The following is a 26,986-nucleotide window of genomic DNA, read 5'->3' as shown; positions in this document are numbered from 1 at the left end:
ACGTCCTCCGCGCGCTGGCGTCAAGCGCTTGACGCCAGCGCCGCGAGCACGCCCACTCGCGCACATGGAGGATGCGACCCCTCGCCTGCTGCTGCTTGGCTGCGGTGCCTTCGGGCGCGTGCACCTCGCGGCGCTGCAGCGGCTGCGCGCGACGGCGATGGTGTTCGACCCCGACCGTGCCGCGGCCGAGGCGACGGGCCTGCCGGTGGCGGACAGCGTGGAATCCGGGCTCGCTGCCTGCGACGCGGCGGTCGTGGCGACGCCGGTGCCGACGCATGTCGCGCTCGCGACCGCCGTGCTGCGCGCGGGGCGGGACCTCTTCCTGGAGAAGCCCGCGACGGAGACGAGCGCCGAAGCCGCCGCCCTCGCTGCGCTGGCGGAGGAACGGGGCCGGGTCGCGCAGGTCGGGCTGTACTTCCGCTTCCACCCCAAGGCGGCCGCGTTGCGCCGGATGGTCGCCGAGGGCTGCTTCGGGCGCCTGCACTACCTCGCGGCGCGGTTCTCGGGGCTGAAGCGCGCGCGGGGGGATTCCGGCGCGCTGCTGAACGACGCCGTGCACTTCGCGGACCTGCTGCCCTGGATCGCCGGCGAAGCACCCGGGCGCATCTTCGCGACGCTGGCGGACCCGCTCGGCCGCGGGCGGGAGGATTTGGCGGTGATCCAATTGATGTTCCCTTCGGGCCTCACGGCGCTGATCGAGGCCGGCTGCGTGCTGCCCGGCCGCTGGCCGGATGCCGTGGTGCCGGGGGCGGAGACGCGCAAGGAAGTCGTCGTGGCGGGACGCGACGCGCTGGCCGAGGTGGATTTCGCTGCCGAGACCTTCGCCCTGCGTCGCGGCGCCCATGCCCCGGCCCCGCACGGCGCCTGGCTGCCGCGGCACGGCCCGCGCGAGGATCCCGGCATTCCGGCGGCTGACCCGGTGGAGGTGGTCGCGGCGGAACTTGCCGCCTTCGTCGACGCGGTGGCCACGCGCCGTGCCCCGGAGGCGGACCTCCGCTCCGGCGCCGTCGCGCCCGCGCGCATCCTCGATGCGGCGCGGCGATCCGCGCTGGAAGGCCGCGTCGTCGCCCTGGAGGAATTCGCATGATGCGCATCAGCCTGTGCAACGAGGTCATCCGCGGCCTCGATTTCGCGGCGCAATGCGCGCTGGCGGCGGGGCTCGGCTATGACGGGCTAGAAGTTGCGCCCTTCACCCTGGATGCCGAGGCGCCGCACCTGCTGCCCGCCTCGCGCCGCGCGGAACTGCGCCGGGCGGCGGCGGGGGAGGGCATCGCCATCACCTCGCTGCATTGGCTGCTGGTCGCGCCGGCGGGCCTTTCCATCACCAGCGGCGACCCCGCCATCCGCGCACGCACGCTCGACGTCATGGAGAGGCTGGTGGCGCTGACGGCGGATCTCGGCGGGACGCTGCTGGTGCACGGTTCGCCGCATCAGCGATCGGTGGAGCGCGAGGGCGACGCGGCACGGGCGGAGGAGGCGATGGCGCGCGCCGGCGAATGGGCCGCGCAGCATGGCGTCACCTATTGCCTGGAACCGCTCGACTCCGGCCAGACCAACTGGGTGACGACCGTGGCCGAGGCGGCGGCGATGGTGCGCCGCATCGGCAATCCGGCGCTACGCACCATGCTCGATGTCTGCGCCGCCGGAAACGGGGAGGGTGATTCGGTGCCGGCGCTGCTCGAACGCTTCGTCCCATCGGGCGACATCGCGCACGTGCATCTGAACGACCGGAACCGGCAGGCGCCGGGGCAGGGGAAGGACCACTTCGGGCCGGTGCTCTCGACGCTGAAGCGGCTGGGCTATGCGGGGTTCTGCGCGGTCGAGCCCTTCGACTACCACCCCGACGGCCCGACCTGCGCGGCGCGCGCCATCGGCTACCTCCGCGCGCTCGAGGAGACCCCGGCATGACGGCGCCCCGCTTCCGGCTTGTCGAGACCCAGCGCTTCGAATGGCCCTTCCGGCTGCGGATGCCCTTCCGCTTCGGCGTGATCACGGTGACGCATGGCCGCCAGGCGGTGATCCGCGCGCGCATCGCGCTGGAGGATGGCAGCGAGCATTGGGGCGTGGCGGCGGAGACCCTCGCTGCGAAGTGGTTCGACAAGGACCCGCGCTGGAGCGACGCGCAGAACGAGGACCAGCTTCGCCGCGCGCTGGAGATCGCGTGCGACGCGACGATCGCTGCCGGGGCGAATACAGCCTTCGGTCACTACGCCGACGCCTACCCGGCACATGTCGCGGCCTGCGGGGTGGAATCGCTGAACCCGCTCGTCGCTGCCTATGGCCGCGCGCTGCTGGACCGCGCGATGCTGGATGCGCTGCTGAAGGCGACGGGGCTGTCCTTTGCCGCGGGCTTGCGCGCCAATGTCGGCGGCATGGCGCCGCATGCGGTGGTCACGGACCTGGCGGGCTACGATTTCGAAGCGATGCTCGCCTCGCTGACGCCGGCGCGGCGGATGCATGCGCGGCACACGGTCGGGCTGGTGGACCCGATCACCGCCGCGGACCAGACGGAGCGCGTGGACGACGGCCTGCCGGAGACGGTCGAGGAGGTCGCTGCCACCTACCGCCACACCTGGTGGAAGCTGAAGGTCGGCGGCAATGTCGCGGCGGATGTGGACCGGCTGTGCCGCATCGCATCCATGCTGGACCGGCTGCACGGCTATCATGTCTCGCTGGACGGCAATGAGCAGTACGAGGATGCGGAGGGCGTGCTCGCCCTGTGGCGGGCAATGCAGGCAGAGCCGCGGCTGTCGCGGCTCAACGCCTCGATCGCCTTCATCGAGCAGCCGGTGAAGCGGGCACGCGCGCTGGAAGGGGCGATGGGGGCGCTGGCGGCCGAACGGCCGGTGATCGTGGACGAGAGCGACGGGCCGCTCGACGCCTTCGTGCAGGCGAAGGCGCTCGGCTACACCGGCATTTCCTCCAAGGCGTGCAAGGGGGTGTGGCGGTCGCTGATCAACCTCGCGCGCTGCCGGGCCTGGAACGCGCAGGAAGCGGAACCGCGCTACTTCATGAGTGCGGAGGACCTGACGACGCTCGCCGGCGTCTGCGTGCAGCAGGACCTGGCGCTGGTGAGCGCGATGGGCCTCGCGCATGTGGAGCGCAACGGTCATCATTTCGTGGACGGCTTCTCCGGCCGCCCCAGGGCAGAAGCAGTCCGTTTCATGGAGATGCACCCGGACCTCTATGCCGATACGCCGCGCGGACCGCGCCTCGCCATCCGCGAGGGCATGTTGGAACTCGGTTCGGTGGTCGGCGCGGTCGGCCTCGGTGCCGCGATCGAGCCCGATACGGCCGCGATGCAGCCCATGCCCGGGGCCGCCTGGCCCCCACGGTGACATGCGGGGCCGGGAGAGAGGTTCTCCTGTCTCGCCCTTCGGCGTAGAACCCCCGCGTGACGGCCACCAAACCCTTCTGGCGCGAGAAGACCCTCGACGCGATGACGCGCGCCGAATGGGAATCCCTGTGCGACGGCTGCGGCCGCTGTTGCCTGCACAAGCTGCGCGACGAGGACACGGACCACATCGCCTTCACCAATGTCGCCTGCCGGCTGCTCGATGCGGAGACCTGCCGCTGCAAGGACTACGCGAACCGCCGGGCGCGGGTGCCGGACTGCGTGCGGCTGACGCCGAAGCGGCTCGGGACGATCGACTGGCTGCCGCCGACCTGCGCCTATCGCCTGCTGGCCGAAGGCCAGGACCTGCCCTGGTGGCACCCCCTGGTATCCGGGCGCCCGGAAACGGTGCATGAAGCGGGGATCTCGGTCCGCGGCCGCACCGTGGCGGAGCGCGAGGCCGGCGATCTTGAGGACCACGTGGTGTCCTGGCCGGGCAAATGGCCCGCCAAGGCACGCACGCCCCCTGTTGTGAAGGACCGGAGGAGACCCGGATGAAGGACGCGATCTATGGCGGCGTGAACGCCGCGGTGCTGACGGCGATGAGGCCTGACCTCACGCCCGACCTCGACCGCATGTCGGCGCATGCGAAGTGGCTGCTGGCCAATGGCTGCAACGGCCTTGGCGTGCTCGGCACGACCGGCGAGGCGAATTCCTTCGGCCTGCACGAGCGCAAGGCCATCCTGGAAGGGCTGATCGCGCGCGGCATCCCGTCGGCGCGCATGATGCCCGGTACGGGCTGCGCCAGCCTGACGGATTCCGTGGAACTGACGAAGCACGCGCGCGACGCCGGCTGCCCCGGCGTGCTGATGCTGCCGCCCTTCTACTACAAGGGGCCGAGCGATGACGGGCTGTTTGCGTACTTCTCGGAAGTCGTGAACCGCGTCGGCGGCGGGGTGAAGATCTATCTCTATCACTTCCCGCAGCAGTCGGCGGTGCCTTTCAGCCTCTCGCTGATCGAGCGCCTGCTGAAGGCCTTCCCGGGCACGATCAAGGGCGTGAAGGATTCGTCCGGCGACTACGCCAACATGCAGGCGATGGTGCGTGAATTCGCCGCGGACGGGTTCGAGGTCTATTCGGGCAGCGACGAGTTCCTGCAGCAGATCCTCGCCGAGGGCGGCGCGGGCTGCATCACCGCCGCGTCCAACGCGAACAGCCACTGGGGCGGCATCGTCTATGCGAAGCGCACCGGGCCCGAGGCGGATGCCGCGCAGGCGACGCTGACCGCCACGCGCCGTGCGGCGACTTCCGTGCCGCTGATCCCGGGCCTGCGCGAGATCATCGCGCGCAGCACCGGCGATGCCGGCTGGCGCACCATCCGTCCGCCGCACCTGCCGCTGACGGCCGAGCAGGCCGAGAAGGCCTGGGCTGCCTGGGGCGCGGCCGGCGCGCTGCCGCTGCCGGGCCTGGCGCCGGCGAAGGCGGCCGAGTGATGAACGAGCCGCTGCGCTGCCGTCCGCCGGCGATCGCGACCGTGCAGGTGGACGACGCGAATGTGCGCGTGACCCGGTGGGATTTCCCGCCGGGTTCCGAGACAGGCTGGCATCGGCATGGCATGGCATATGTCGTCGTGCCGGTGTCGGACGGGAAGATGCTGCTGGAACTGCCGGGCGGGCAGACGGCGACGGCCGAGATCAAGACCGGCGTCGCCTATGCCCGCGCCGCGGGCATCGAGCACAACGTCGTCAACGCCGGCGACACGGCCTTCGCCTTCGTCGAGACGGAACTCAAGCACCTGATCGGGTGATGCGCCCGGCCAGGCGGCCGGGTGCATCCGCGCGCAGGGTCGGTGTGGCGGCTGTGCGCCAGATCAAAGCTTCCGCCCGGGCAGCGTCACCAGCGCGAGCCCGGCGAAGACCAGCGCCGCGGCCGGGATGGTCAACCATCCCGGCCGTTCGCCGAACAGCACCCAGCCCCAGCTCAGCCCCGTCAGGGTGATGATGTAGCCCGTCTGGGACGTCACCACGCCGCCGTATGTGCCGAGCGAGCGGAAGTAGATCATGAAGGCGAGCGCCGTGACCACGGCCTGGAAGGCCGAGACCGGCACGCCTTCCAGCGTCGGCACGCGCAGATGGCCGAGCAGCGCGGCGAAGATCACCGCCTGCAGCGCGCCGGCCGCCAGCGTCCCGGTGGCGAGCGCCAGCGGCGGCGTCCCCGGCGGCGCCAGCCGCACCGCCAGCAGGTTCGACGCCGCGTAGCAGACCGGCGTCATCGCCGCGAGCAAGGCCCAGGGCAGCACCTCGGGATCCGGCAATGCCGCGCCCGGGCTCATGGCGAGCAGCACGCCGCCCAGCCCGAGCACCGTACCCAGCACGCGCCGCGGCGTCGCGCGTTCCGCCCCCAGCAGCGCCGCGCCCAGCACCGTCAGGATGGGCGAGAGCGGCACGAGCAGCGAGAAGAAGCCCGCCGGCACATGCTGGAGGCTGGTGAACCCGACCAGGTTCGCGAGCGCCATCCCGAACAGCCCGGAGACCAGGTAGTGCCGCAGATGCGCGCGCGTCAGCGGCACCCCGATACCGCGCATCCGGCAGATGGCAAACAGGATCGCGGCACTCCCCGCGCCGGCGCAGGCGGCGATCAGCATCGGCGGCCAGCCGATGGCGCCGAGATGCTTCACGAAGCCGGGCGTTCCGCCCCAGATGGTGCCGAGCAGGAGCAGCGGCGGCAGCGGGCGGAGCGCGTCGTGCATCGTCTCACTCGTCGTGCGTAACGGGCCGCTGTCAAGCGTTGAACCTTTCATCGTCGCTGAGCCATGTTGGCCCCATGCAGTCCTCCGATTCGGAAACCGTGCTGTTGCGCCCCGGCGTGCTCGGCGCACCCGTGGGTTGCCCGGTGCGTTGGTGCCGGTCCACGCGCGCGCGCCGGGTCAGCCTGCGCATCGATGCGCGGGCGGGGGAGGTCGTGGTCACGCTGCCGATGCGTACCGCCCGCCGCGCCGGCATGGCGCTGCTGACGACGCATGCCGCCTGGGTCATGCAGCGCCTGGCCGCGCTGACGCCGCCGCTGGCCTTCGCGCCGGGGGTGGAGGTGCCGCTCGGCGGCCGTCCGCATGTCATCCGCCACGACCCATCGATGCGCGGCGGCGCCTTCCTGGATGGCGCCACCATCGTCGTCTCCGGCGCACCGGAATTCCTGGCGCGCCGCGTGAGGGACTTCCTGCGCGCCGAGGCCAAGCGCCGCATCGGCGCCCTGGCGGAGGGCCACGCGGTGAAGCTCGGCGTGAAGCCGAAGGTGATCCGCCTGAAGGACACCAACAGCCGGTGGGGATCCTGCGCGCCGGATGGGACGCTCGCCTTCTCCTGGCGCCTGGTGATGGCGCCGGACTGGGTGCTGGACTACGTCGTGGCGCACGAGGTCGCGCATCTGCGCGAGCTGAACCACTCGCCGCGCTTCTGGGCGCATGTGGAAAACCTGACGCCCAACCGCGAAGCGGCGCAGGACTGGCTGCGCGACAACGGGCCGGCCCTGCTGCGCGTCGGCTGAAAGCGGCCTATATCCTCCGCACCAGGCGGAGGAACGCATGAAGGCCATCGGCTTCACCAGATGCCACCCGGTCGACCACCCGGAGGCGCTGCTCGACCTCGACATCCCGGCACCGGCAATGCCGGAGGGCCATGACCTGCTGGTCGAGGTGCGCGCCGTCTCGGTCAACCCGGTGGACACCAAGCGGCGTAGGTCCGAGGAGCCGAAGGACGGCCCGCGCATCCTCGGCTTCGACGCGGCGGGCGTGGTGCGCGCGGTCGGGCCGTCCTGCACCCTGTTCCGCTCCGGCGACGAGGTCTTCTACGCCGGCGTCGTCACCCGCCCGGGCAGCAATGCGGAACTGCAGCTGGTGGACGAGCGCATCGTCGGCCGCAAGCCGAAGGCGCTTTCCTTCGCCGAGGCTGCCTCGATGCCGCTGACCTCCATCACGGCGTGGGAGGGTCTGCACGACCGCCTCGGCATCCACGAGGGCGCCGGCGCGGGGGAGGCGCTGCTGGTGATCGGCGGGGCCGGCGGCGTGGGCTCCATGATCATCCAGATCGCGCGCCAGCGCACCGCGCTGACGGTGGTCGCGACTGCCTCGCGGCCGGAGACGCAGGCATGGTGCCGCGACCTCGGCGCGCACCACGTGGTGGACCACACGGGCGATATTCCCGCGCAGCTCAAGACGCTGGGCGTGAAGCCGCGCTATGTTTTCTCCACCAACACGACGGCCCGCAACTGGGACCAGATCGTCGCCGCGGTGGCACCGCAGGGCGCGATCGTGCTGATCGAATCCCAGGCGCCGATCGATGCGCGGCAACTCATGCCGAAATCGGTCTCCCTGCACTGGGAACTGATGTTCACCCGGCCGATCTTCGGCACGCCGGACATGATCGAGCAGCACCGCCTGCTGGATGCGGTGGCCGACCTGGTGGACCATGGCCGCATCCGCCACACCATGACGCGCAACCTCGGCCCCATGACCGCGGAACGGCTGCGCGAGGCGCATGCGCTGGTCGAGAGCGGCACCATGATCGGAAAGGTCGTGCTTGAAGGCGTCTAGGCGAGCACTGATTCTCGCCGCCGCCGCACCGTTTGCACGGCCGGCGGCGGCGCAGTCCCCGGCGCCTTCCGTGCGCCGGGATCTCGCCTATGGCCCGCTGCCACGGCAGAGGGCCGATCTCTACCTGCCCTGGAGCGCCCGGCCGGACGGGCCGGTGCTCACCTTCATCCACGGCGGCACTTGGCGCAGCGGGTCGAAGGATCTCTACGGCGAGCTCGGCATGGGCTTCGCGGCGCTCGGCTTCGCCACCTTCATCCCCAACTACCGCCTCTTCCCCGAGGTGCGCTTCCCGACCTTCGTGCAGGACGCGGCGCTGGCGCAGGCCTGGATCGACGGCGTGCCGGGGCTGCCGCGCGGGCCGCGGGTGATCCTCGGCCATTCGGCGGGGGCGCATATCGCCATGCTGCTGGCGCTCGACCCGCGCTGGCTGCAGGCGGCGCGCGGGCCGGCGCCGCTCGCCGCGGTGGGCCTCGCCGGCCCCTACGACTTCATGCCGCTGCCGCCGGGCACTGGGCTGGAGGCGATCTTTGGCGGCGCGGACGTGCCGGAGAGCCAGCCCGTCACCTTCGCCCGCCAGCCCGGCCCCGCCATCCTGCTGCTGCACGGCACGGCGGACCGCGTCGCGCCGGCGAACCAGAGCGAGCGCCTGGCCGAACGCCGCCGCGCCGCCGGCCAACCGGTGGAACTGGTCACCTTCCCCGGCATGGGTCACACCGAGATCCTGCACGGGTTGCGGGGCGACCGCGCGCCGGTGATGGCGGCGATCCTGCGCTTCCTCGCCCGCATCGGGGTTCCCCGTGCCACCCGAGCGGGTTAACGCTGCCGGCCCTTCCCAAGGACCGAGACGCCATGAAGCCTGAGATCGTCCTCGTCACCGGCGCCACCGCAGGCTTCGGCCTCGCCATCGCGCGCCGCTTCGCCGCCGACGGCGCACGCATCGTCGCCGCGGGGCGCCGCGCCGACCGCCTGGCGGCCCTGCAGGCCGAGATCGGCGCGGCGCGCTGCCATGCGCTGGTCCTGGACGTGCGCGACCGTGGCGCCGTGACCGCGGCCATCGCCGGCCTGCCCGCCGACTTCGCCGCGGTGGACCTGCTGGTGAACAATGCGGGCCTGGCGCTGGGGCTCGAACCGGCGCAGGCCGCCAGCCTCGATGACTGGGACGCGATGGTGGACACCAACATCAAGGGGCTGATGTACGTCACCCGCGCCGTGCTGGCGGGCATGGTGGAGCGTAACCGCGGGCATGTGGTGAACCTCGGCTCCACCGCGGGCGAGTTCCCCTATCCCGGCGGCAACGTCTATGGCGGCACCAAGGCCTTCGTGCGCCAGTTCAGCCTGAACCTGCGCGCCGACCTCTGGGGCACGAAGGTGCGCGTCACGGACATCGAGCCGGGCCTGGTCGGCGGCACGGAATTCTCCAGCGTCCGCTTCAAGGGCGACGATGCCAAGGCCGCCGGCATCTACGAGGGCGCGGACGCCCTGACACCCGATGACATCGCGGATACCGTGCACTGGGTGGCGACGCGGCCCGCGCGCGTCAACGTCAACACCGTGCAGGTGATGCCGGTGACGCAGTCCTTCGGGCCGCTGCGCGTTCACAAGGGCTGAGGGTTCAGTCCACCTTCACGCCGGCGGCGCGCGCCTTGTTCACGAGATACCCGCGCGCCGCCTGCATGTCCTCCAGCGTGCCGAAGGCGTTGGTGTAGGCGCCGCGAAAGCCCTTGCCTTCGAGCAAGGCGAACATCGCGCCGAAATCGAAGTCGCCCTTACCTGGAATAAGGTGCTCCTCGTAGCCGTTGCGCCAGCAATCGGCGAGGCGCACCTCCTTCACCCGCTTCAGCGGAATGGCGTCCACGAAGCCCTGCACGCCGGGCGGCAGCAGATGAGCGTGGTTCGCGGTGAAGGAGAGCGCGAAAGCGGGGGAGTCGATCGCCTCGTAGTAGTAGCGCCACTCCTCGACCGTGTGGGCGAGGTAGTGGACCTCGGCGTTCTCCGGCTCGCGATTCAGGTTCTCGAGCAGCAGCAGCGCGCCTTCCTGCTCGGCGTGGCGGACCACGCGCTGCAGCCGGTCGCGCCCTGCCTCCATGCGCATCTTCATGTCGGCGGTGAAGTGATAGCCGGCATGGACCACGATCCACTCCGCCCCCAGCTTCGGTGCCACCTCGATATAGGCCTTGAGGTAGTAGTCCACCGCGTCCGACAGGAAGGGCGAATATTCGGCGACGTTCACGGCCGAAAGTGTGTGCAGTGCGATGGTGACGCCGTTCGCGAAGGCGCGCAGCCGGATGTCGCGGCAGCGGGCGTCGTCGAAATGCGTCACGGCATTGGCGCCGGTGTCGAGCTGGATGTCGATGTGGCGCACCTCGTTGCGCGCCGCCCATTCGATCGCGTCCTCCAGCCGCAGCTTGCGGCCGACATCGACGCCGATGCGGTCGATCAGAGCCATGACCTTCTCCCCTCTCCGTGAGCAATGGTTTACAGGCCGCGGGCGCGGTGGCAACGTTCACATCGTCCAAGAAGAATGATGCGTGCACCGCGACCGCCGAAGGCGGCCGGGCAGGCCGAATGTTGGGGGGGAAGCCGGATGTTCCTGATCGACAGGCGTCAGTTGCTCGCACTCGCGGCCTGGTCCGCAGCGTCCGCCAAGGCCTGGGCGCAGTCCCCGCTCACGCCGGCCGAACAGGCCCTCTACGAGGCGGCCAAGCGGGAGGGCGAGGTCACCTGGTATTCCGGCCAGTACAGCGCCGATGCGTCGGAAGCGGCGGGCCGCGCCTTCAATGCCCGCTACCCGGGCGTGCGCTGCAACGTGGTGCGCAGCACCTCGCAGGTGGCGTTCCAGCGGCTGTCGCAGGACCTGCGCGCCGGTGTCGCGCAGTGCGACATCTTTTCCTCGACGAATGGCGGGCACTACATCCAGCTCAAGCGGCAGAACCGGCTGATGCAGTTCCGCCCGGCGAGCGCGGACGGGCTGCTGCCGATCCTGCGCCAGGCGGACCCGGAGAACTATTTCCAGTCCTCCTTCCTCGGCATCTACCTGATGGCGCACAACACGCGCATGGTCAGCGAGGCCGAGGCGCCGAAGTCCTGGACCGACATCCTCGACCCGAAGTGGAAGGACAAGCTCGCGGTCGGGCATCCGGGCTTCAGCGGCGCGATCGGCCTCTGGGCGCTGCAGATGCGGACCATGTACGGCCCGGACTACCTGCGCCGCTTCGAGCGCAACAAGCCGCAGGTCGGCCGGTCCTCGATCGATCCGGTGACGATGATGACGGCGGGCGAGCGCGCGGTGGGCGTGGCGGTGCCCTCGGCCTCCACGCTGTTTGCCATGTCGCGCGGCAATCCGCTGAAACTGATCTATCCGACGGAAGGGGTGATCGCGGCGCTCTCGCCCTCGGCCATTCCGCGCAACGCGCCGCATCCGAGCGCGGCCAAGCTGTTCATGGAATTCACCTGCGGGCCGGCGCTGTCGATCGCGGTGCGCGAACTGTTCAACGAGAGCATCCGCCCCGACGTGCCACCGCCCGAAGGTTCCCGCCCGCTCGACCAGGTGACGATGCTGGCGCCGAGCCTGGAGGATGCGGAACGCGGCGTGCCCGAGGTGCGGGAGCAGTGGCGCGAGATCTTCGGCGTCTGAGGCACCCCGCTTGAGCGATACCGTCGCGCCTGCCCCGCGGCCGAGCCGGCTCCGCCTGCTGGAGCCGGTCACCTTCCTCTGGATCGCGCTCATCGCCGCGCTGCTGGTGCTGGTGGCCGGTCCGCTGCTGAAGATGCTGGTCGTCTCCTTCGAGATGCAGGAGACGGGCGAGTTCACCTTCCAGAACTACCTCACCGCCTACGGCCGCCAGCGCTACCTCGACGCGCTGCGCAACTCGCTGCTGCTGGGGCTGCTGTCCGCGGCCATATCGACGATCATCGCCGTGCCCATGGCCTGGGCGGTATCCCGCACCGACATGCCGGGCAAGGGCTTCACCTGGGCGATGGTGCTCGCGGCCTTCATCATGCCGCCCTATCTCGGTGCCATCGGCTGGATCCTGCTGGCGGGGCCGAATTCGGGCTGGATCAACCAGGTCTGGCGGGCGCTGAGCGGGGCCGAGGCGCCCCTGGTGAACGTCTACACCTTCACCGGCATGGCCTTTGTCATCGCGCTGCATTCCTTCCCGCTCGTCTTCATCTTCGTGAAGTCGGCGCTCGATCTGATCTCGTCGGAGATGGAGGATGCCGCCAACATCCTAGGCGGCGGCACCTGGACGACGATGCGGCGCGTGACGCTGCCGCTGGTCTGGCCATCCATCCTCGGCGGCTTCATCCTGATCTTCCTCGAGACCATCGCGTTGTTCGGCACGCCGGCGATCATCGGCATCCCGGCGCGCATCAACGTCGTCACCACGCAGCTCTGGCAGTTCTTCGAGGACCCGGTGCGCGTCGAGGTCGCCGCGGCCTACGCCATTCCGCTGCTGCTCATCACCGTCGGGCTGATCGGGGTGCAGCGGCTGCTGCTGGCCCGCAAGGGCTTCGTCTCCCAGACCGGCAAGGGGGGCGAGCGGCGGGAGGTGAAGCTCGGCCCCTGGCGCTGGGTGCTGTTCGGCTGGTGCGTGCTGGTCGCGATGCTGGCGGTGGTCAAGCCGCTGGCCGTGCTGCTGCAGGCATCCTTCGCCAAGGCCTGGGGGCGGGGCTTCTCGCTCGATAACCTCACGCTGCGCAACTACCAGTTCCTGCTGTTCGAGCACGACATGGCGCCGCACGCGACGTGGAACACGGTGTGGTTCTCCGCCGCCTCGGCCACCATCGCCGTGGTGCTGGCGCTGCTGGTCGCCTACATCGTCGTCCGCCGGCTGATGCGCTTCGGGGAGGCGCTGGGCTTCCTCGCCATGGCCCCCTTCGTCATTCCCGGCATCGTCATGGCGATCGGCTTCTATGCGGCCTATGCGGGACCGCCGGTGTCGCTCTACGGCTCGGCGCTGCTCATCATCCTCGCCTTCGCGGCGCGCTTCCTGCCGATCGCCTATGCCAATTCCCAGGCGGCGATCCGCGCCGTGCACCCGGAGATGGAGGAAGCCGCGCGCATCCTCGGTTCCGGCCGGCTGCACGCGATACGCCGCGTCACCGCGCCGCTGCTCAAGACATCGCTGCTCGGCGGCTGGCTGGTGGTGTTCATCGTCGCCTCGCGCGAACTCTCCGCCGCCATCTTCCTGGTCGGGCCGCGGACGCGGACCATGTCCGTGCTGCTCTATGACCTGACCGAGCAGGGCAATTTCGAGGTCGTCTCCGCCTTCGGCGGCATACTGCTTGTCATCACCATGGCCATCGTCGGCATCGGCATGAAGCTGGTGGGCCGCGACTTCATGCTGCGGAGGGAATAGCGTGCCGCGCCTGGTGCTTTCCGGCCTGACCAAGGCCTATGGCCGACTGACCGTGGTGGACAAGGTGGACCTGACGCTGGAGGAAGGGGAGTTCGTCTCCCTCCTCGGCCCCTCCGGCTGCGGCAAGACCACGACGCTGCGCATGATCGCGGGGTTCGTGGACCCCACCGGCGGCACCATCGCGGTGGACGGCTCGGCGCTGTCGGCCCCCGGCGCGGTCGTGCCGCCCGAACGCCGCGGCATGTCCATGATCTTCCAGTCCTATGCCATCTGGCCGAACATGACGGTGGAGGAGAACGTCGCCTTCGGCCTGAAGCTCCGCAAGCTGCCGCGGGAAGAAGTGAAGCGCCGGGTCGCCGAGATGCTGGGCGTGGTGAAACTCGACAAGCTCGCCCACCGCTACCCGGCCGAGCTTTCCGGCGGCCAGCAGCAGCGCGTGGCGCTCGCCCGCGCCATCGTCGTGAAGCCCTCCGTCCTGCTGCTGGACGAGCCGTTGTCCAACCTCGACGCCAACCTGCGCGAGGAGATGCGCTTCGAGATCCGCCGCCTGCACGATGAGTTCCGCATCACCACCGTCTACGTCACCCACGACCAGGCGGAGGCCATGGCGACCTCCGACCGGATCGCGGTGATGAACGCCGGACGGATCGAGCAGGTGGATGCGCCGCATCTTCTCTACACCCGCCCGCGCACGCGTTTCGTCGCCGGCTTCGTCGGGCGCACCAACCTGCTGGAGGCCCGCATCGAGGGCGGCATCCTGGTGCTGGACGGCGTCAGTCTCGGCCCGGCGGGACAGGCTGGGCTGCGCGACGGGCCGGCGCTCATATCGCTGCGGCCGCAGGCGATGACGATCCACGACGCACCGCCTGCCGGCGACGGCCTGACGTTGGAGGCGACCATCACCGAGCGCACCTATCTGGGCGAATCCTGGGACTACGTGGTGCGGCCGAACGGGACGAACCTGAAGCTGCGGGCGGCGGCCGCGCCGCTCGACGCACATGAGGTCGGTCGGAAGGTGTGGCTCGTGATCGATCCGAGGCAGGTGGCGGTGGTCGAGTAAGGGCGGGGGGAGAAGAGAACTTCTCCCCCCGGACCCCCCTCAACCTTCTTTGGCATCTGGCGCCGCACCGCCGGGGTTCGGCACCAAAAGACAAAGAAGGGAGGGGGATCGGGGGAGGTTCTCCTCCCCCGACCTTCACGCCGCCATCCGTCGCACGAAATCCAGCACCACCGGCGAATGCGGCCTGATCGCCTGCCGTTCCGCCACCAGTGCCTCCCCCAACGCCGTCTCCCCGCCGCGCAGCGCCGCCTCGATCAGCGTCAGGTCGATCAGGTCGCGCTGTGCGTGGCTGCCACCGAAGCGGTGCGCGATGTTGCGCGCCGCGCGCAGGCGCTGTGTCGCCATCCTGTGGTCGCCCTCCGCGAAGGCCTTCACGCCGCGGATCAGCGGCAGCCCGACCTCGCGCGTGAACATCGCGTTGTCGCCGGCGCCCGATGCGGCGCGCGTCGCGGCCTCGATCAGCGCTTCCAGCGCGCCGGGGCGGTTCGCGCCGAGAAAGGCCATCGCCGCATGCCAGTCGTTGAAGGCGTAGGACCCGGCGCCGCCCACCGTCTCCCACCGGTCGGCCACGGATTGCCAGCGCTCGCCGAGCTCCACGCCGCGCAGGTGCAGGCGCCACAGCATCGCGGTGGCGTCTATCAGTTCCAGTACCACGCTGCTCTGGCCGCCCTTCACCGGCCCGTCGTAGAGCGCGAGAACCTCCGCGATCTCCCCGCGTTCGAGGTGATAGAGCGCGAGGTGCCACCAATTGTGCACGGCGAAGAAGGAATCGGTGGACCAGGCCGTCGGATTGGCGCGCATCCAGGCGATGCCGTCCTCGACACGGTTCTGCATCTCGAGCACATGGGCGACCGCGTGCTGGCCCCAACCGTCGCGTGGTTCCAGTTCCACTGCACGGCGGCCGGCGGCCTCGGCGGCGGCATAGTCGCCCATCTCCTCGAGGCCGAAGGCGTGCATGGACAGCATAGCGTGGTAGCCGGGCATGCCGGGCTTCCAGGCCGGCAGCGCGCGGGCGATGCGGTCGCGCAGCATGCGGGCATGGCCGGTGAAGAAGTCGATCTGGTGGCCGCACTGCAACGCCAGGAAGTCGCGCGGATGCGCGATGGCGACGTCCTCGATGGTGCGGGAGGCCGCCCACCAGTCGCCCTCCGCCAGGTGGGAGAGGGCGGCGACGTGACCCCGTTCCTGCGCCGTCATCGGCAGCCGGCGCGCCGCTGCGATCGCCTCCCGCGCCGCGGGCGTGCCGGCGGGCTCGGTGCCGAGCAGGTTGAGCCAGGCGATCAGCGCATGGCCCATGACGAATTCAGGGCTGTCCTCGACCGCGCGCTGCGCGGTGGCGAGCGGGTCGCCGCAATAGATGCGGAACTCCGCGCTTGCCTGCGCGTAGGCGTCGCGGGCCGCCGGGCTCGCCCCGCTCAGCGCGTTGCCCATGTCATCGGTGATGGTCATGCCGTCCTCCTGTCGATGATGTGCTGACAGGGGCGGTGTAGGGCGGCGGGCGTGAGGGGAAGCGGAAGCCGGGCGTGACGGCGGCGTGAAACGCGTGACCTTCCTCAAGCCCCGGGCGGCATGGCGCGCGGGGCTGGTGGGGCTGCGGGGGTTCCCATGGGCATCGCACCGCAATGCCCATGGGAACCCCCGCGCGCGAAACCAATGCCTTGGTGCCGGTCAGCGGAAATGCTGATCGGCCTCAAGGCCGCAAGTACCCCAGCACCACCTCGACGACATGCTTCTCCCGCGCCTCCAGCGCGGCCTCGGTGCCGAGATCCTCGCCGAAGATGGTGGACAGCGTATGCCGGTTCGCCACCCAGAAATGCCCGAGCCCGAGCATGGTCACGTAGAGCTGCAGCGGATCGACGCCGCGGCGGAAGGCGCCCGCTTCCTCGCCCCGCCGCAGCACGGCGCGCAGGCTCTCGAGCAGCGGCGAGTAGAGCGCGGGCACCTCGGCGCTGCGCTTGAGGTAGGCGGCGCGGTGGATGTTCTCCTGGTTCAGCAGGGCGACGAATTCCGGGTGCGCCGCCGTGTAGCGGAGGTTGAAGCGCACCAGGCGCGCCATCGCATCGACGGGGTCGAGGTGCTCCACCTCCAGCGCGCGTTCCTCCGCGCGCTTGGCGGCGTAGGCGTGCTCCAGCACGGTCAGCCAGAGCTCCTCCTTCGAGCCGAAATGCGCGTAGAGCATCCGCTTGTTGGCGCCGGATCGCGCGGCGATCTCGTCCACCCGCGCGCCGGCCAGGCCGTTCAGCGCGAATTCGGTCAGCGCGGCGTCGAGGATGCGCTGGCGCGTCGCGGCCGCACGAGCCGAAAGGGGGCGTGGCGCGTCCATCAGAACCGGCCGTCCCGCACCTCGAACTTGGTCGCCTTGCCGAGCGACCGCCCGCCGCGCGCCACCCATTCCGCCACCCAGTCGAGCATCCGCGCGAGCGGCACCGAGGGATAGCCGAAGGTCGCGAAGGCGCGCGCGGCGTTGGACAGCAGCGCGTCCGGCGCCTCCTGCCCCTCCGGCAGCGGCGCCTTGCCGAAGCGCGCGCCGAACTGCCGCGCGATCCAGCGGACGGAAACGGTCTCCGGCCCCGTCACGTTGAGGATCGGGCAGGTGGGGTCGGCGCGGCGCAGCGCGCGCAGCGTCCAGGCATTGGCGTCGCCCTGCCAGATCACGTTGGCATGGCCCATGGCGAGCGGCACGGGCCGTTCCTCCAGCACCTTGGTCGCGATGTCGTGCAGCACGCCGTAGCGCAGGTCGATCGCGTAGTTCAGGCGGATGCCGAAGCAGGCCGTGCCGCGGGTCGCCGCCGCGTGCTGGAACACCCGTTCCCGCCCGAGGCAGGAGGCCGCATAGTCTCCGACCGGCGCCGGCGCGACGTCCTCGGTGGCACCGCCGGAGATCACCGGTACCAGCGGCAGCACGTTGCCGGTGGAGAAGAAGACGATGCGCGAGGACGCCCAGCGTTCCGCTACCATCGCCGGCAGCAGCACGTTCATCGCCCAGGTCAGCGGCTCGTTGCCGGTGGAGCCGAACTTGCGCGCCGCCATGAACACCACGTTGGGCGCATCGGGCAGGGCGGCGAGCGCGGCGCGGTCGGTCAGGTCCGCCGTGAGGCATTCGATGCCCCAGGATTCCATGCGCGCGCGCAGCCCTTCCTCGGACCAGCGGGCGACCGCGATGACGCGGCGGGACGGATCGGCGCGCTTCGCCTGGCGGCACAGCGTCGGCCCCATCTTGCCGGCGGCGCCGAGCACCAGGATGTCGCCGGGCACGGCGGCAAGGTCCGCGGCCAGCGCCGGATCGGGGCGGGAGAGCACGTCCTCGAGCTCTGTCTCGTCGGCGATGCTTGCGGGCCAGTCCTGCACGGCGATTCCTCCTCCGGGCCATCCTTGCCCTCGGCCGGGAGGACTGTCCATCGGGGCTCGGGCGTCAGCGGCCCTCGCGCGCCGCCGCGACCTCGATCGCGCGGGGCAACAGGACGAAGACCTCGGACTCGTCGCGCATGCGGCCGGCGCGATCCCCGGCCTCGGGGCCCCAGCCCCAGAAATAGTCGGTGCGCGCCGGGCCACGGATGGCCCCGCCGGTGTCCTGCGCCACCACCAGCCGGCCGGATGGCGGCGCGTCCCGCCGCGCCGCCGGGTCCCGCACGGTGACGAACATCGGCGTGCCGAGCGGGATGAAGGCGCGGTCCACCGCGACGCTCCGCTGCGGCGTCAGCGGCACGCCCAGCGCGCCGATCGGGCCCTGGTCCAGCGTCAGCCCCTCGACGCGGCGGAAGAAGACGTAGGAGGGATTGCCGCGCAGCAGCTCGCTCGCGCGGTCCTGCCCCGCCGAGGCGAGCCAGGCGCGGATCGCCTGCATCGACATCTGCTCGCGCGGGACCTCCCCGCGCTCGATCAGCAGACGGCCGATCGAGACGTAGGCGCGCCCGTTATGGCCGGCGAAGCCCATGCGCAGCACCTCCCCGCCCGGCAGCACCACGCGGCCGGAGCCCTGGATGTGCAGGAAGAAGGCGTCCGCCGCGTCGTCCACCCAGACGAGTTCCAGCCCGCGCCCGGCCAGCACGCCGGTGTCGATCGCGGCGCGGTCGAAGAAGGGCTCGATCCGCCCGTCCACCATCATGCCGTAGCGGCGGCGCAGCGGATTGCCGTTGACCGGCTGCTCGACGAGTTCGGGCGGCCGGGCGAGCAGCGGGGTGCGGAAGGTCTCGTCCGGCGTGGTCGAGCCGCGCAGGATCGGCTCGTAGTAGCCGGTCATGATGCCGGTGCCGGCGGCGAACGGCTCGAAGTGCTGTTCGAGGAATTGCCGCACCGCCAGGTGGCGCTCCGCCAGCCAAGCGGCGACCCGGCGCTCATGGGCGCGGCCGGTGCCGGGGCGGAGCGGGCGTGGCAGGCGGCGTTCCAGGATCCGCAATTCCTGGCAGATGGCGGTCCAGGCGGTGGGGGTGCCGGCGCGGATCGCGGCCTCCCCCTGCCCGCCGAGAACCGCTTCGGGCCGCATCGGGCGGATCGCGGCGCAACTCGCCTGCAGGGCGGGGAGGATCTCAGCATGGCCTTCGGAAACCCAGCCCGGCAGTTCCTCGAAGGGGACAGGGCGGAGCAGCGGCGGGGCAGGTGGACCCGCTTCCTCGGGCCGGGGCAGTTCGGGGTCGGGCGTGGGGCCGCCATGCTGCGCGCCCGCCGGGCCGGTGGCGAGTGCGGCACTCAGCATTGCCGCCGCCAGGGAGGCGCGGCCGGGTGTGCTCTTCGAGAGCATTGCGGAATGATACCCCAGCCCGACCGGCGCCGCGACTCTCCGGGGGCTTTTGGAGCGTCGCGGGCGCCCCGACCGCCGGGCTCAGGCGGGCCGGGTTCCCACCAGTTTCCAGGTGGGATCGGACACCGAAAGATCGCGCTGGAACGTCCAGAGGTCCGTGATCTCGGTCACAGCCTCGGCGCCTGCGCTGATCGAGCCATCCCCGGCGATGGTCAGGTTCACCTGGTCGGAGACGATGCGCAGCGTGATGTCGGCGACCGTGCCGCGGAGGTCCGCGGCCTCGATCGTCATCTCGTGGATGGCGCGGAGTTCCGTCCGCTGCGTCTCGCCGGCCTGTTCGCGCGCGGCGATGGCGGCCTCGAAGCCGGCATAGGCCTCGTCGGAAAGCAGGTTGCGCAGCGTGCTGCGGTCGCCGGCGGCGAAGGCCTCGACGATCATGCGGAATGCGCCCTCGGCGCCGCCGAGGAAGCCATTGGGGTCGAAGGAAGCATCGGCGCCGCGGATGCGCATGAGCGCCTGCCCCACCGGGGAGCGCGGGTCGGGCACCGAGGTGCGTCCGGGGCCGGCGGCCGGGGCGGGGGGCGCCTCGGCCTCCCGCCCGGCGGGCGGCGGGGCAAGGCCGGGCGCGGGCTCGCCCTGCGGCCGCTCGAAGCCCGTGCGCTTGCCGAGCACGCTCCGCAGCCGCAGCACCAGGAAGGCCGCGACCATCGCGAACAGTATCAGATCGATCGGCAAGCCGCCTGTCATGGAAAACTCCTCACGGCTCTTCACTTAGGGGGCCGCCGCCGCCGCCGCAACAGCGGCGGGAGGTTGCCCGCCGTCGCGCCGCCCGCTACGCCGGTGCGCCGCCGCATCGAGGAACGCCATCGCATGATCCTGCTTCGCCACGGACAGAGCGAATTCAACCTGCTCTTCACCCAGACGCGACGGGATCCTGGCATCAAGGACCCGGTGCTGACGCCGCTCGGCCACAACCAGGCGGAGGTTGCGGCCGAGGCGCTGGCGCGTGAGGACATCCGCCGCATCGTCGTCTCCCCCTATCGCCGCGCCATCCAGACGGCGCTGCCGGCGGCCCGCCGCCTGGGACTGCCCCTGACGGTCACGCCGGTGGTGCGGGAGCGCTACGCCTTCGTCTGCGACATCGGCAGCCCGGCGACGGAACTCGGCCTTACCTTCCCGGAGGTGGACTTCGCCCGTCTGGAGGAAGTGTGGTGGCCGGCCGAGGAGGAGCCCGCCGTGCAGGTCGAGGGCCGCGCCTCCCTGTTCCGCGCCGAGATGGCGGCACTCGACGACTGGGCGCACACGCTGGTGGTGTCGCATTGGGGGTTCATCCTCGCCTTCACCGGGCAGAGCGTGGCGAACGGGCAGATGCTGCGGGTGGACCCGACCCTGCCCAGCCCCGACGTGGTGGTCTGGAAGCACCACTGATCCGGCGCGGAGCGGCCTCGCCGCGGCGGGGGAAGCCAGTGTAGGCTCTCGCCCGCACGGCGGGAGGCAGCGGTCTTGAGCGCGACGACGGCGCACGACCACTGGGCCAGCGGCGAGCCCTATGACCGCTATGTCGGGCGATGGAGCCAGGCGGTCGCGCGGCAGTTCCTCGCCTGGCTGGATGCGCCGGCAGGCCTGGGCTGGCTCGATGTCGGCTGCGGCACCGGCGCGCTGACGGTGGTGATCGCGGAGACCTGCGCGCCGGACTACCTCGCGGGGGTGGAGCCCTCCGCCGGCTTCCTCGAGGTCGCGCGCCGCCGCCCCGGGCTGGAGGGCGCCGAGCTCCTCGAAGGCAGCGCTGAGATGCTGCCCTTCGCCCAGAAGGCCTTCGACCGGGTGGTTTCGGGGCTGGTGTTGAACTTCGTGCCGGACCCCGCGCGCGCCGTGGCGCAGATGGCGCACGTCACCCGCCCGGGCGGCGAGGTGGCGGCCTATGTCTGGGACTATGCCGGCGGCATGGAATTGATGCGCCGCTTCTGGGACGCCGCCGCGGCGGAGGATCCGTTCGCCGCCGAACTCGACGAGGGGCAGCGCTTCCCGCTCTGCCGGCCGGAGGCGCTGCACGGTCTGTTCGCGGCCGATGGATCGCTTGCGGCCATCGAGACTTGCGCCATCGATGTGCCGACGGTGTTCGCGGATTTCGACGACTACTGGTCTCCCTTCCTCGGCGGGCAGGGTCCGGCGCCGGGCTACGTCATGTCCCTCGCGGAGGAGCCGCGGGCCCGGCTGCGCGAGAGGCTGCGCGCCTCCCTGGCTTTCGAGGCCGACGGCAGCATCCGCCTGGTTGCGCGCGCCTGGGCGGTGCGGGGTCGGAGGCCGTAGCGTCTGAAGCGGCGTGATCGGCGCCCGCCTCGAGTGGTCTCCGTTCGCCTCGGCTCACGGACACAGCTCCAGGCCTTTGTTTCCGCGAGCATCGTCACCCGATCAGGCGATCCCACCTGGTCGGGATCTGCTCCAGTGTCCTGATTCCGAAATCCTGTGGACTTCGTTCTCAGGCCACTAGCCTTTGTTTTCAGTGGCTTGCTTGCCCGCTTCGTTCGCTGGAAATCCAGCGAACGAAGCGGGCAGGACACTAGCCCCAGGGATTGCGGTTCCGCCCCCAGGTGCCGCCGGGTTGCGGCGCAGGCGTGGACCAGCCGCCACCGCCGGCCTGGCCCATCTCCGCGGCCAGTCGCTGCAGCGCCGCGACGCGGTTCGCGGTGCTCGGATGCGTCGAGAAGAGGTTGTCCATCCGCGCCCCGCTCAGCGGGTTGATGATGAACATGTGGGCCGAGGCCGGGTTCGCCTCGGCCCCCTGGTTCTGGATGCCGTGGGCGTAGTTCTCGAGCCGCATGAGCCCCGAGGCGAGGGCAAGCGGGTTGCCGGTGATCTCGGCCGCGCCGCGGTCGGCCTCGTATTCGCGGCTCCGGCTGATCGCCATCTGCACCACCGCGGCGGCGAGCGGTGCCAGGATCAGCATCAGCAGCATGGCGATCGGGCCGAAGGGGCTCTGGTTCCGGTCGCGGTTCGCGCCCCCGAAGAACATGCCGAAATTCGCCAGCATCGAGATCGCGCCGGCGACCGTCGCCGTCACCGTCATGATGAGCGTGTCGCGGTGGCGGATATGCGTGAGTTCATGGGCGATGACGCCAGCCACCTCCTCCTCCGGCATCAGGTCGAGCAGGCCGGTGTTCACGGCGACCGCGGCGCTGGAGGGGCTGCGGCCGGTGGCGAAGGCGTTGGGCTGCTCCTCGTGGATGACATAGAGCGCCGGCATGGGCAGTCCGGCGCGCTGCGCGAGTTGCGCCGTGATCTCATAGAGGCGCGGCGCGTCCTGGGGCCCGATCGGCTGCGCGTTGTGCATGCGCAGGACCATCCGGTCGCTGTTCCACCAGGCGAAGAGGTTCATCGCCCCGGCGAAGAGCAGGGCCAGCACCATCCCCTGCTGCCCCGCAATGGCGAGGCCGAGCCCCCCGAACAGCGCCGTCATCGCCGCCAGGAGCACGACCGTCTTCAGATAGCCGCCCATGTCCAAACCCTCGTCGTCGCCCTACATCACGATGGCCATGACCGAGACCATAAACAACGACCCGCCGCCCGCCCCCAAGCCGGAACCGAAGCCGGAACCGCCGCCGAAGCCGAAGGAGATCGGCGGGCCGAGCGGGCCGGAGCCGACGCGTTTCGGGGATTGGGAACGAAAAGGGCGGGTGAGCGATTTCTGAAGGTCGGGGGAGGATGAACCTCCCCCGAACCCCCTCCCTTCCTTGAGTACCGGGTGCCGCCCCCTGCGGTCAGTTCCCAATAGCCAAAGAAGGTTGAGGGGGGTGCGGGGGGAGAAGTTCCCTTCTCCCCCCGGCGCCGCGACCCGGGTGTCCCCCGCGCACAGACCACGAACGCCCTGGTGCCTATTGTATTCGAGGCACCACAACCTCTTGATTTCCGCCAATTCTGCGAATCGGCCCTGCGATGTCAGCGATTCGTTCGCGCGACTCGGGCCAAGCCTCTGATTCCGCTTGCCGTGCGATTTCCGCCGCGCGATCCGGAATCACCTTCTGTTCCAGATCGAGCCGGAAGCGTCACGCTGGCCGCCTCGCAAGCAGCCAGGCGAGCAGCAGCAGGAGGAGTGCCGCCGCCCCCAGCGAGACCCCCAGCCCGACCGTCGCCGCCCCAAGCCCGAAGGTCACCGGTCCGAGCGACTGCCCGGTGAAGAAGGAGAAGGCGTGGAGCGACACCGCGCTGCCGCGGAATTGAGGGGAAAGTTCGGTAGCCCGCGTCTGGATCGCGTTGTGGATCATGTAGAAGGCGTTGCCGAGCAGGAACCCCGCCGCCACCGCCACCCAGAGCGCCGGCGCCACGGCGAAGCCCAGCAGCGCCGCGCAGCCGAGCACGCCGCCGAGCCGCACGACATTTGCCGGCCCGAAGCGGACCAGCAGCGGCCGGGCCATGGCGGCATAGGCCAGCCCGCCGGCGCCGAAGGCCCCGATGGCGAGGCCCGCCTCGGTCGTGCCGCCGATGCCGCGCTCGATCAGCAGCGGCGCGAGGAAGGGGAAGGAGCCGAAGACCAGCCCGCCTTCCACCGCGACGGTGGCATAGAGCGGGATGGCGGAGGGGTTTGCCAGGATGCTGCGGTAGCGTCTGGCGGCGACCACCGGGTCGTAGCGCGTGCGCGGCTCTGCGGGCGCGCTGCGGCTTGCCGCAATCAGGGCCACCGCGCCGACGACCGCGGCGACGGCGCAGAGCACGATCATGCCGCGCCAGCCGGCGATGGCGGCGACCGGCCCGGCGATGGCCCCGCCGGCGATCTGCCCGCTGATGCCGAAGACCAGCATGCGGGACAGCGCCACTTGGCGGTCCTTCAGCGGCACGGCGTCGGCCATGATGGCGAGCGTCAGCGGCATCATGCCCCCCGCCGCCGCGCCGGAGAGTGCGCGGAAGACCATCAGCCAACCGAGCGAGGCCGCGACCGCCGAGGCGGCCAGCATCAACGAGAGCAGGCAGACGCAGATGGTCACGATCCGACGCTTGCCGACGGCGTCGGCGACCGGGCCGAGGATGGGCTGCACGAAGGCGAAGGGCAGGGTGTAGGCGGTGCCGAGCAGCGCCGCATGCGCCGCGGTGGTGCCGAAATCGCCGGCGATCTCGGCGACCACGGGGTCGGTGGCGCGGGTGGCGAGGGCGCCGGCGAAGACCGCGGGCCCGTACATGGCCAGGACGCGGCGCATCCCGGCGCGGCTGCTGCCGGCCTCCTCGTCGGGGGTGGGAGATGTCATGGAACCATGCTGCGACGCAGCGAAGCGCGCCACAAGCCGCGCTGCCCGCGGGGCTTCGCCGCGCCGGGCGCAGGCCGGCGGGGCCCGCGACGTGTCCGGACCGGCGCTCGGCCTCAGAAGGCCAGCGCCACCAGCGAGAAGGTGCAGTCCCGCGGCAGCGCCGCGACGAAGCGGCGCAAGGCCGAGAGGCGCGGCGGCTCTTCCTCCGCCTTGCCGTAGACCTCGTCGATCAGGGAAACGATCTCGGGCGGCGAGACCAGGGCGCACCAGCAGGCCGTGGCCGTCTGCCGGCCGGTCAGCACACCGTCGCCGATGCGCTGGACCACCTCCGCGAAGACATCCCGCGCCGCGGGCGGGAAGAAGGGGCTGATGCGATAAGGCGCCCCCTGCACGGCGGGGACGACGCCGCGCAGCACCGGGGCCACCAGGTCGGGGCCCGCAATATAGACATCTCGGTACCGCGCGGCTGTCATCCCTTCGTCGTCACCCCATCCGGTTGTCGATCAGTTCCTGCACCACGCCGGGATCGGCGAGGGTGGAGGTATCGCCCAGCCCTTCCGTCTCGTTGGCGGCGATCTTGCGCAGGATGCGGCGCATGATCTTGCCCGAGCGCGTCTTGGGCAGGCCGGGCGCCCACTGGATGGCGTCCGGCGTGGCGATCGGGCCGATCTCCTTGCGGACCCAGGCGGCGAGTTCCTTGCGGAGCACCTCGGTCGCCTCGATGCCGGCCTTGAGCGTGACGTAGGCGTAGATGCCCTGGCCCTTGATCTCGTGAGGCATGCCGACGACGGCGGCTTCCGCCACGGCCGGATGCGCGACCAGCGCGGATTCGACCTCGGCGGTGCCCATGCGGTGGCCGGCGACGTTGATCACGTCGTCCACGCGGCCGGTGATCCAGTAGTAGCCGTCGGCATCGCGGCGCGCGCCGTCGCCGGTGAAGTACATGCCCTTGAAGGTCGAGAAGTAGGTCTGCCCGAAGCGGGCATGGTCGCCATAGATGGTGCGCATCATGCCCGGCCAGGCATCCAGCATCACCAGGTTCCCCTCGGCGGCGCCTTCGAGGATGTTGCCCTCGTTGTCCACGATCGCGGGCTTCACGCCGGGCAGCGGCAGCGTGGCGGAACCGGGCTTCTGTGCGATTGCGCCCGGCAGGGGCGAGATCAGGATGCCGCCCGTTTCGGTCTGCCACCAGGTGTCCACGATCGGGCAGCGCTCGTCGCCGACGACGCGGTAGTACCACAGCCAGGCTTCCGGATTGATCGGCTCGCCGACGGAACCGAGGATGCGCAGCGTGCTGCGGTCATGCTTCTTCACCGGCGCCTCGCCGTCGCGCATCAGGGCGCGGATCGCGGTCGGCGCGGTATAGAAGATGTTGACCTTGTGCTTGGCGCAGACCTGCCAGAAGCGCCCGTTGTCGGGCCAGGACGGCACGCCTTCGAACATCAGCGTGGTCGCGCCATTCGCGAGCGGGCCATAGACGATGTAGGTGTGCCCCGTCACCCAGCCGACATCGGCGGTGCACCAGTAGATCTCGCCGTCGCGGTAGTCGAAGACGTTCTCGTGGGTGAAGGACGCCCAGACCAGGTAGCCGCCGGTGGTGTGCAGCACGCCCTTCGGCTTGCCGGTGGAACCGCTGGTGTAGAGGATGAAAAGCGGATCCTCCGCGTTCATCGGTTCCGGCTCGCAGGTTTCGCCCTCGCCGGCGGTGATCGCGTCCCACCAGTGGTCGCGGCCTTCCATCATCTCGACGGCGCCGCCGGTGTTCTTCGCGACGATGACGTGGCGGATGGAGGGGCAGGTCAGCAGCGCCTCGTCCGCATTGCCCTTGAGCGGCACGCGGCGCCCGCCGCGCCGGCCTTCATCCGCCGTGATCAGCAGCGTGCACTCGGAATCCTGGATGCGCGAGGACAGGCTGTCGGGCGAGAAGCCACCGAAGACGATGGAATGGATCGCGCCCACGCGCGCGCAGGCGAGCATCGCGACCGCCGCTTCCACGATCATCGGCAGGTAGATGCAGACGCGGTCGCCCTTCTTCACGCCAAGGCGCCGCATGGCGTTGGCGAGCTTGCACACGCGCGCATGCAATTCGCGATAGGTGACCTTCGCGTCGCTGTTCGGGTCGTCCCCTTCCCAGATGATCGCGACCTGGTCGCCGCGCGTCGCGAGGTGCCGGTCGAGGCAGGAGACCGAGGCGTTCAGCACGCCGTCCTCGAACCACTTGATCGAGACGTCGCCGTCGAAGTCGACCGACTTGATCTTCGTCGGCTCCTTCATCCAGGCGACGCGCTTCATCTCGCCGCGCCAGAACGCCGCGGCGTCCTTCGCTTCCGCGGCGACCATCGCTTCACGCCTGGCGGCGTCGATACGCGCCTTGGCGGCGATCTCGGGCTTAACGGCGATGATGTCGTCTGCCATGGGCTGGCCTCCCTGACCGGGTGTTTCTCTGGCCCAGGGATTAGCCGCCTTGCGTTGATTCAGGTCAATCGGCGCGGTGGCGCAGTGAGATCGGGGGGGGGCCGCCCGGCGCGGGGGAGCGCCGGGCGGGTGGGACAGGGACGCGCGGGGGTCAGTTGGTCCGCGTCGTGGCCGGCGCTGCTGGCGTGGCCGGGGTGGCCGTATGGCTGCGCGGCTCCGCGGGCTTGGCAGCGTGCGGGGCCGCCGGCGTCGCC

The 26,986-nt window shown here is 70.8% G+C and carries 27 protein-coding genes; 16 read left to right on the top strand and 11 right to left on the bottom strand.

The genetic code is table 11. The features are described from left to right. Nucleotides 1-64 precede the first annotated feature (64 nt). From GXW76_RS07745 to GXW76_RS07720, 6 genes are read left to right on the top strand one after another with little or no spacing between them, the layout of a single operon-like run. Complete coding sequence (locus GXW76_RS07745; protein ID WP_211861432.1) at nt 65-1,087, top strand: Gfo/Idh/MocA family protein; 1,023 nt, start codon at nt 65-67, stop codon at nt 1,085-1,087. Beyond that, entirely contained in the window at nt 1,084-1,908 is an 825-nt protein-coding gene (locus GXW76_RS07740; protein WP_246514008.1) for a sugar phosphate isomerase/epimerase family protein, read from the top strand. Before GXW76_RS07745 ends, GXW76_RS07740 begins: the two co-directional genes overlap by 4 nt. Continuing rightward, nucleotides 1,905-3,338, top strand: coding sequence for an enolase-like domain-containing protein (locus GXW76_RS07735; protein WP_211861431.1), 1,434 nt, complete (start codon nt 1,905-1,907; stop codon nt 3,336-3,338). Before GXW76_RS07740 ends, GXW76_RS07735 begins: the two co-directional genes overlap by 4 nt. Nucleotides 3,339-3,394: 56 nt before the next feature. Continuing rightward, nucleotides 3,395-3,892, top strand: a complete 498-nt coding sequence (locus GXW76_RS07730; RefSeq protein WP_211861430.1) for a YcgN family cysteine cluster protein — start codon at nt 3,395-3,397, stop codon at nt 3,890-3,892. Beyond that, on the top strand, nt 3,889-4,827 hold the full coding sequence (locus GXW76_RS07725; RefSeq protein ID WP_211861429.1) for a dihydrodipicolinate synthase family protein: 939 nt from the start codon (nt 3,889-3,891) through the stop codon (nt 4,825-4,827). The genes GXW76_RS07730 and GXW76_RS07725 overlap by 4 nt, the downstream gene beginning before the upstream one ends. Beyond that, nucleotides 4,827-5,141: a cupin domain-containing protein gene (locus GXW76_RS07720; protein WP_211861428.1), complete on the top strand. Its 315-nt coding sequence runs from the start codon at nt 4,827-4,829 to the stop codon at nt 5,139-5,141. Before GXW76_RS07725 ends, GXW76_RS07720 begins: the two co-directional genes overlap by 1 nt. Nucleotides 5,142-5,204: 63 nt before the next feature. Here GXW76_RS07720 and GXW76_RS07715 read toward each other — a convergent pair whose 3' ends face one another. Beyond that, the gene (locus GXW76_RS07715; RefSeq protein WP_211861427.1) at nt 5,205-6,083 is read right to left on the bottom strand and encodes a DMT family transporter; all 879 of its coding nucleotides are present in this window, start codon (nt 6,081-6,083) and stop codon (nt 5,205-5,207) included. 74 nt (nt 6,084-6,157) lie between these two features. Between GXW76_RS07715 and GXW76_RS07710 the strand changes: the two genes are divergently transcribed. From GXW76_RS07710 to GXW76_RS07695, 4 genes are all read left to right on the top strand, one after another. Beyond that, nucleotides 6,158-6,877 carry a M48 family metallopeptidase gene (locus GXW76_RS07710; protein ID WP_211861426.1) on the top strand — a complete coding sequence of 240 codons (720 nt, stop codon included), beginning with the start codon at nt 6,158-6,160 and terminating at the stop codon, nt 6,875-6,877. Between the two features lie 37 nt (nt 6,878-6,914). After that, nucleotides 6,915-7,922: a zinc-binding alcohol dehydrogenase family protein gene (locus GXW76_RS07705; RefSeq protein ID WP_211861425.1), complete on the top strand. Its 1,008-nt coding sequence runs from the start codon at nt 6,915-6,917 to the stop codon at nt 7,920-7,922. Nucleotides 7,923-7,992: 70 nt separating this feature from the next. After that, complete coding sequence (locus tag GXW76_RS07700) at nt 7,993-8,739, top strand: alpha/beta hydrolase (protein ID WP_211861424.1); 747 nt, start codon at nt 7,993-7,995, stop codon at nt 8,737-8,739. 32 nt (nt 8,740-8,771) lie between these two features. Continuing rightward, the gene (locus tag GXW76_RS07695) at nt 8,772-9,530 is read left to right on the top strand and encodes an SDR family NAD(P)-dependent oxidoreductase (RefSeq protein WP_211861423.1); all 759 of its coding nucleotides are present in this window, start codon (nt 8,772-8,774) and stop codon (nt 9,528-9,530) included. 4 nt (nt 9,531-9,534) lie between these two features. Here the strand turns inward: GXW76_RS07695 and GXW76_RS07690 are convergent, their stop codons facing one another. Then, nucleotides 9,535-10,368 carry a sugar phosphate isomerase/epimerase family protein gene (locus tag GXW76_RS07690; protein WP_211861422.1) on the bottom strand — a complete coding sequence of 278 codons (834 nt, stop codon included), beginning with the start codon at nt 10,366-10,368 and terminating at the stop codon, nt 9,535-9,537. A 138-nt stretch (nt 10,369-10,506) separates the two neighbouring features. Between GXW76_RS07690 and GXW76_RS07685 the strand changes: the two genes are divergently transcribed. The 3 genes from GXW76_RS07685 to GXW76_RS07675 are packed head-to-tail and all read left to right on the top strand — an operon-like array spanning nt 10,507 to nt 14,342. Further along, a complete protein-coding gene (locus GXW76_RS07685) occupies nt 10,507-11,556 on the top strand; it encodes an ABC transporter substrate-binding protein (protein WP_211861421.1) in 1,050 nt (349 codons plus the stop codon). 10 nt (nt 11,557-11,566) lie between these two features. Then, a complete protein-coding gene (locus tag GXW76_RS07680) occupies nt 11,567-13,282 on the top strand; it encodes an ABC transporter permease (RefSeq protein ID WP_246514007.1) in 1,716 nt (571 codons plus the stop codon). Nucleotide 13,283: 1 nt separating this feature from the next. Continuing rightward, the gene (locus GXW76_RS07675) at nt 13,284-14,342 is read left to right on the top strand and encodes an ABC transporter ATP-binding protein (protein WP_211861419.1); all 1,059 of its coding nucleotides are present in this window, start codon (nt 13,284-13,286) and stop codon (nt 14,340-14,342) included. 135 nt (nt 14,343-14,477) lie between these two features. On the opposite strand, the gene GXW76_RS07670 is transcribed toward GXW76_RS07675, so the two are convergent. The 5 genes from GXW76_RS07670 to GXW76_RS07650 form a co-directional block, all read right to left on the bottom strand. After that, entirely contained in the window at nt 14,478-15,791 is a 1,314-nt protein-coding gene (locus GXW76_RS07670; RefSeq protein WP_211861418.1) for a tetratricopeptide repeat protein, read from the bottom strand. Between the two features lie 241 nt (nt 15,792-16,032). Next, complete coding sequence (locus GXW76_RS07665; RefSeq protein ID WP_211861417.1) at nt 16,033-16,665, bottom strand: TetR/AcrR family transcriptional regulator; 633 nt, start codon at nt 16,663-16,665, stop codon at nt 16,033-16,035. Continuing rightward, on the bottom strand, nt 16,665-17,690 hold the full coding sequence (locus GXW76_RS07660) for an NAD-dependent epimerase/dehydratase family protein (RefSeq protein ID WP_338150911.1): 1,026 nt from the start codon (nt 17,688-17,690) through the stop codon (nt 16,665-16,667). The genes GXW76_RS07665 and GXW76_RS07660 overlap by 1 nt, the downstream gene beginning before the upstream one ends. Before the next feature lie 64 nt (nt 17,691-17,754). Beyond that, the gene (gene mltA, locus GXW76_RS07655) at nt 17,755-19,080 is read right to left on the bottom strand and encodes a murein transglycosylase A (RefSeq protein ID WP_211861415.1); all 1,326 of its coding nucleotides are present in this window, start codon (nt 19,078-19,080) and stop codon (nt 17,755-17,757) included. 81 nt (nt 19,081-19,161) lie between these two features. After that, on the bottom strand, nt 19,162-19,827 hold the full coding sequence (locus tag GXW76_RS07650) for a Tim44/TimA family putative adaptor protein (RefSeq protein ID WP_211861414.1): 666 nt from the start codon (nt 19,825-19,827) through the stop codon (nt 19,162-19,164). Between the two features lie 123 nt (nt 19,828-19,950). On the opposite strand from GXW76_RS07650, the gene GXW76_RS07645 reads away from it, so the two are divergent. Beyond that, nucleotides 19,951-20,508 (top strand): histidine phosphatase family protein, encoded by a 558-nt coding sequence (locus GXW76_RS07645; protein ID WP_211861413.1) that lies wholly within the window; start codon nt 19,951-19,953, stop codon nt 20,506-20,508. A gap of 75 nt (nt 20,509-20,583) precedes the next feature. Continuing rightward, nucleotides 20,584-21,390, top strand: coding sequence for a class I SAM-dependent methyltransferase (locus tag GXW76_RS07640; protein ID WP_211861412.1), 807 nt, complete (start codon nt 20,584-20,586; stop codon nt 21,388-21,390). Between the two features lie 250 nt (nt 21,391-21,640). Here the strand turns inward: GXW76_RS07640 and htpX are convergent, their stop codons facing one another. Beyond that, nucleotides 21,641-22,576 (bottom strand): zinc metalloprotease HtpX, encoded by a 936-nt coding sequence (htpX, locus tag GXW76_RS07635; RefSeq protein ID WP_211861411.1) that lies wholly within the window; start codon nt 22,574-22,576, stop codon nt 21,641-21,643. A 37-nt stretch (nt 22,577-22,613) separates the two neighbouring features. Here htpX and GXW76_RS07630 point away from each other — a divergent pair, with 37 nt between their 5' ends. Next, nucleotides 22,614-22,769, top strand: coding sequence for a DUF1674 domain-containing protein (locus GXW76_RS07630; RefSeq protein ID WP_211861410.1), 156 nt, complete (start codon nt 22,614-22,616; stop codon nt 22,767-22,769). Nucleotides 22,770-23,123: 354 nt separating this feature from the next. On the opposite strand, the gene GXW76_RS07625 is transcribed toward GXW76_RS07630, so the two are convergent. The 3 genes from GXW76_RS07625 to acs form a co-directional block, all read right to left on the bottom strand. Continuing rightward, complete coding sequence (locus tag GXW76_RS07625; protein ID WP_211861409.1) at nt 23,124-24,317, bottom strand: MFS transporter; 1,194 nt, start codon at nt 24,315-24,317, stop codon at nt 23,124-23,126. A 113-nt stretch (nt 24,318-24,430) separates the two neighbouring features. Beyond that, on the bottom strand, nt 24,431-24,790 hold the full coding sequence (locus GXW76_RS07620) for a hypothetical protein (protein ID WP_211861408.1): 360 nt from the start codon (nt 24,788-24,790) through the stop codon (nt 24,431-24,433). A gap of 10 nt (nt 24,791-24,800) precedes the next feature. Beyond that, on the bottom strand, nt 24,801-26,732 hold the full coding sequence (gene acs / locus GXW76_RS07615) for an acetate--CoA ligase (RefSeq protein WP_211861407.1): 1,932 nt from the start codon (nt 26,730-26,732) through the stop codon (nt 24,801-24,803). Nucleotides 26,733-26,986: the final 254 nt, after the last annotated feature.

Source organism: Neoroseomonas soli (genome assembly GCF_018129065.1).
GTDB classification, from domain to species: domain Bacteria; phylum Pseudomonadota; class Alphaproteobacteria; order Acetobacterales; family Acetobacteraceae; genus Neoroseomonas; species Neoroseomonas soli.
This window is presented reverse-complemented; position numbering and strand designations above follow the sequence as displayed.

Coding starts and splice junctions, on each gene's coding strand:
- GXW76_RS07745 (WP_211861432.1), top strand. CDS start 65: ATGGAGGATGCGACCCCTCGCCTGCTGCTGCTTGGCTGCGGTGCCTTC.
- GXW76_RS07740 (WP_246514008.1), top strand. CDS start 1,084: ATGATGCGCATCAGCCTGTGCAACGAGGTCATCCGCGGCCTCGATTTC.
- GXW76_RS07735 (WP_211861431.1), top strand. CDS start 1,905: ATGACGGCGCCCCGCTTCCGGCTTGTCGAGACCCAGCGCTTCGAATGG.
- GXW76_RS07725 (WP_211861429.1), top strand. CDS start 3,889: ATGAAGGACGCGATCTATGGCGGCGTGAACGCCGCGGTGCTGACGGCG.
- GXW76_RS07720 (WP_211861428.1), top strand. CDS start 4,827: ATGAACGAGCCGCTGCGCTGCCGTCCGCCGGCGATCGCGACCGTGCAG.
- GXW76_RS07715 (WP_211861427.1), bottom strand. CDS start 6,083: ATGCACGACGCGCTCCGCCCGCTGCCGCCGCTGCTCCTGCTCGGCACC.
- GXW76_RS07710 (WP_211861426.1), top strand. CDS start 6,158: ATGCAGTCCTCCGATTCGGAAACCGTGCTGTTGCGCCCCGGCGTGCTC.
- GXW76_RS07705 (WP_211861425.1), top strand. CDS start 6,915: ATGAAGGCCATCGGCTTCACCAGATGCCACCCGGTCGACCACCCGGAG.
- GXW76_RS07695 (WP_211861423.1), top strand. CDS start 8,772: ATGAAGCCTGAGATCGTCCTCGTCACCGGCGCCACCGCAGGCTTCGGC.
- GXW76_RS07690 (WP_211861422.1), bottom strand. CDS start 10,368: ATGGCTCTGATCGACCGCATCGGCGTCGATGTCGGCCGCAAGCTGCGG.
- GXW76_RS07685 (WP_211861421.1), top strand. CDS start 10,507: ATGTTCCTGATCGACAGGCGTCAGTTGCTCGCACTCGCGGCCTGGTCC.
- GXW76_RS07670 (WP_211861418.1), bottom strand. CDS start 15,791: ATGACCATCACCGATGACATGGGCAACGCGCTGAGCGGGGCGAGCCCG.
- GXW76_RS07665 (WP_211861417.1), bottom strand. CDS start 16,665: ATGGACGCGCCACGCCCCCTTTCGGCTCGTGCGGCCGCGACGCGCCAG.
- mltA (WP_211861415.1), bottom strand. CDS start 19,080: ATGCTCTCGAAGAGCACACCCGGCCGCGCCTCCCTGGCGGCGGCAATG.
- GXW76_RS07650 (WP_211861414.1), bottom strand. CDS start 19,827: ATGACAGGCGGCTTGCCGATCGATCTGATACTGTTCGCGATGGTCGCG.
- GXW76_RS07645 (WP_211861413.1), top strand. CDS start 19,951: ATGATCCTGCTTCGCCACGGACAGAGCGAATTCAACCTGCTCTTCACC.
- htpX (WP_211861411.1), bottom strand. CDS start 22,576: ATGGGCGGCTATCTGAAGACGGTCGTGCTCCTGGCGGCGATGACGGCG.
- GXW76_RS07630 (WP_211861410.1), top strand. CDS start 22,614: ATGACCGAGACCATAAACAACGACCCGCCGCCCGCCCCCAAGCCGGAA.
- GXW76_RS07625 (WP_211861409.1), bottom strand. CDS start 24,317: ATGACATCTCCCACCCCCGACGAGGAGGCCGGCAGCAGCCGCGCCGGG.
- GXW76_RS07620 (WP_211861408.1), bottom strand. CDS start 24,790: ATGACAGCCGCGCGGTACCGAGATGTCTATATTGCGGGCCCCGACCTG.
- acs (WP_211861407.1), bottom strand. CDS start 26,732: ATGGCAGACGACATCATCGCCGTTAAGCCCGAGATCGCCGCCAAGGCG.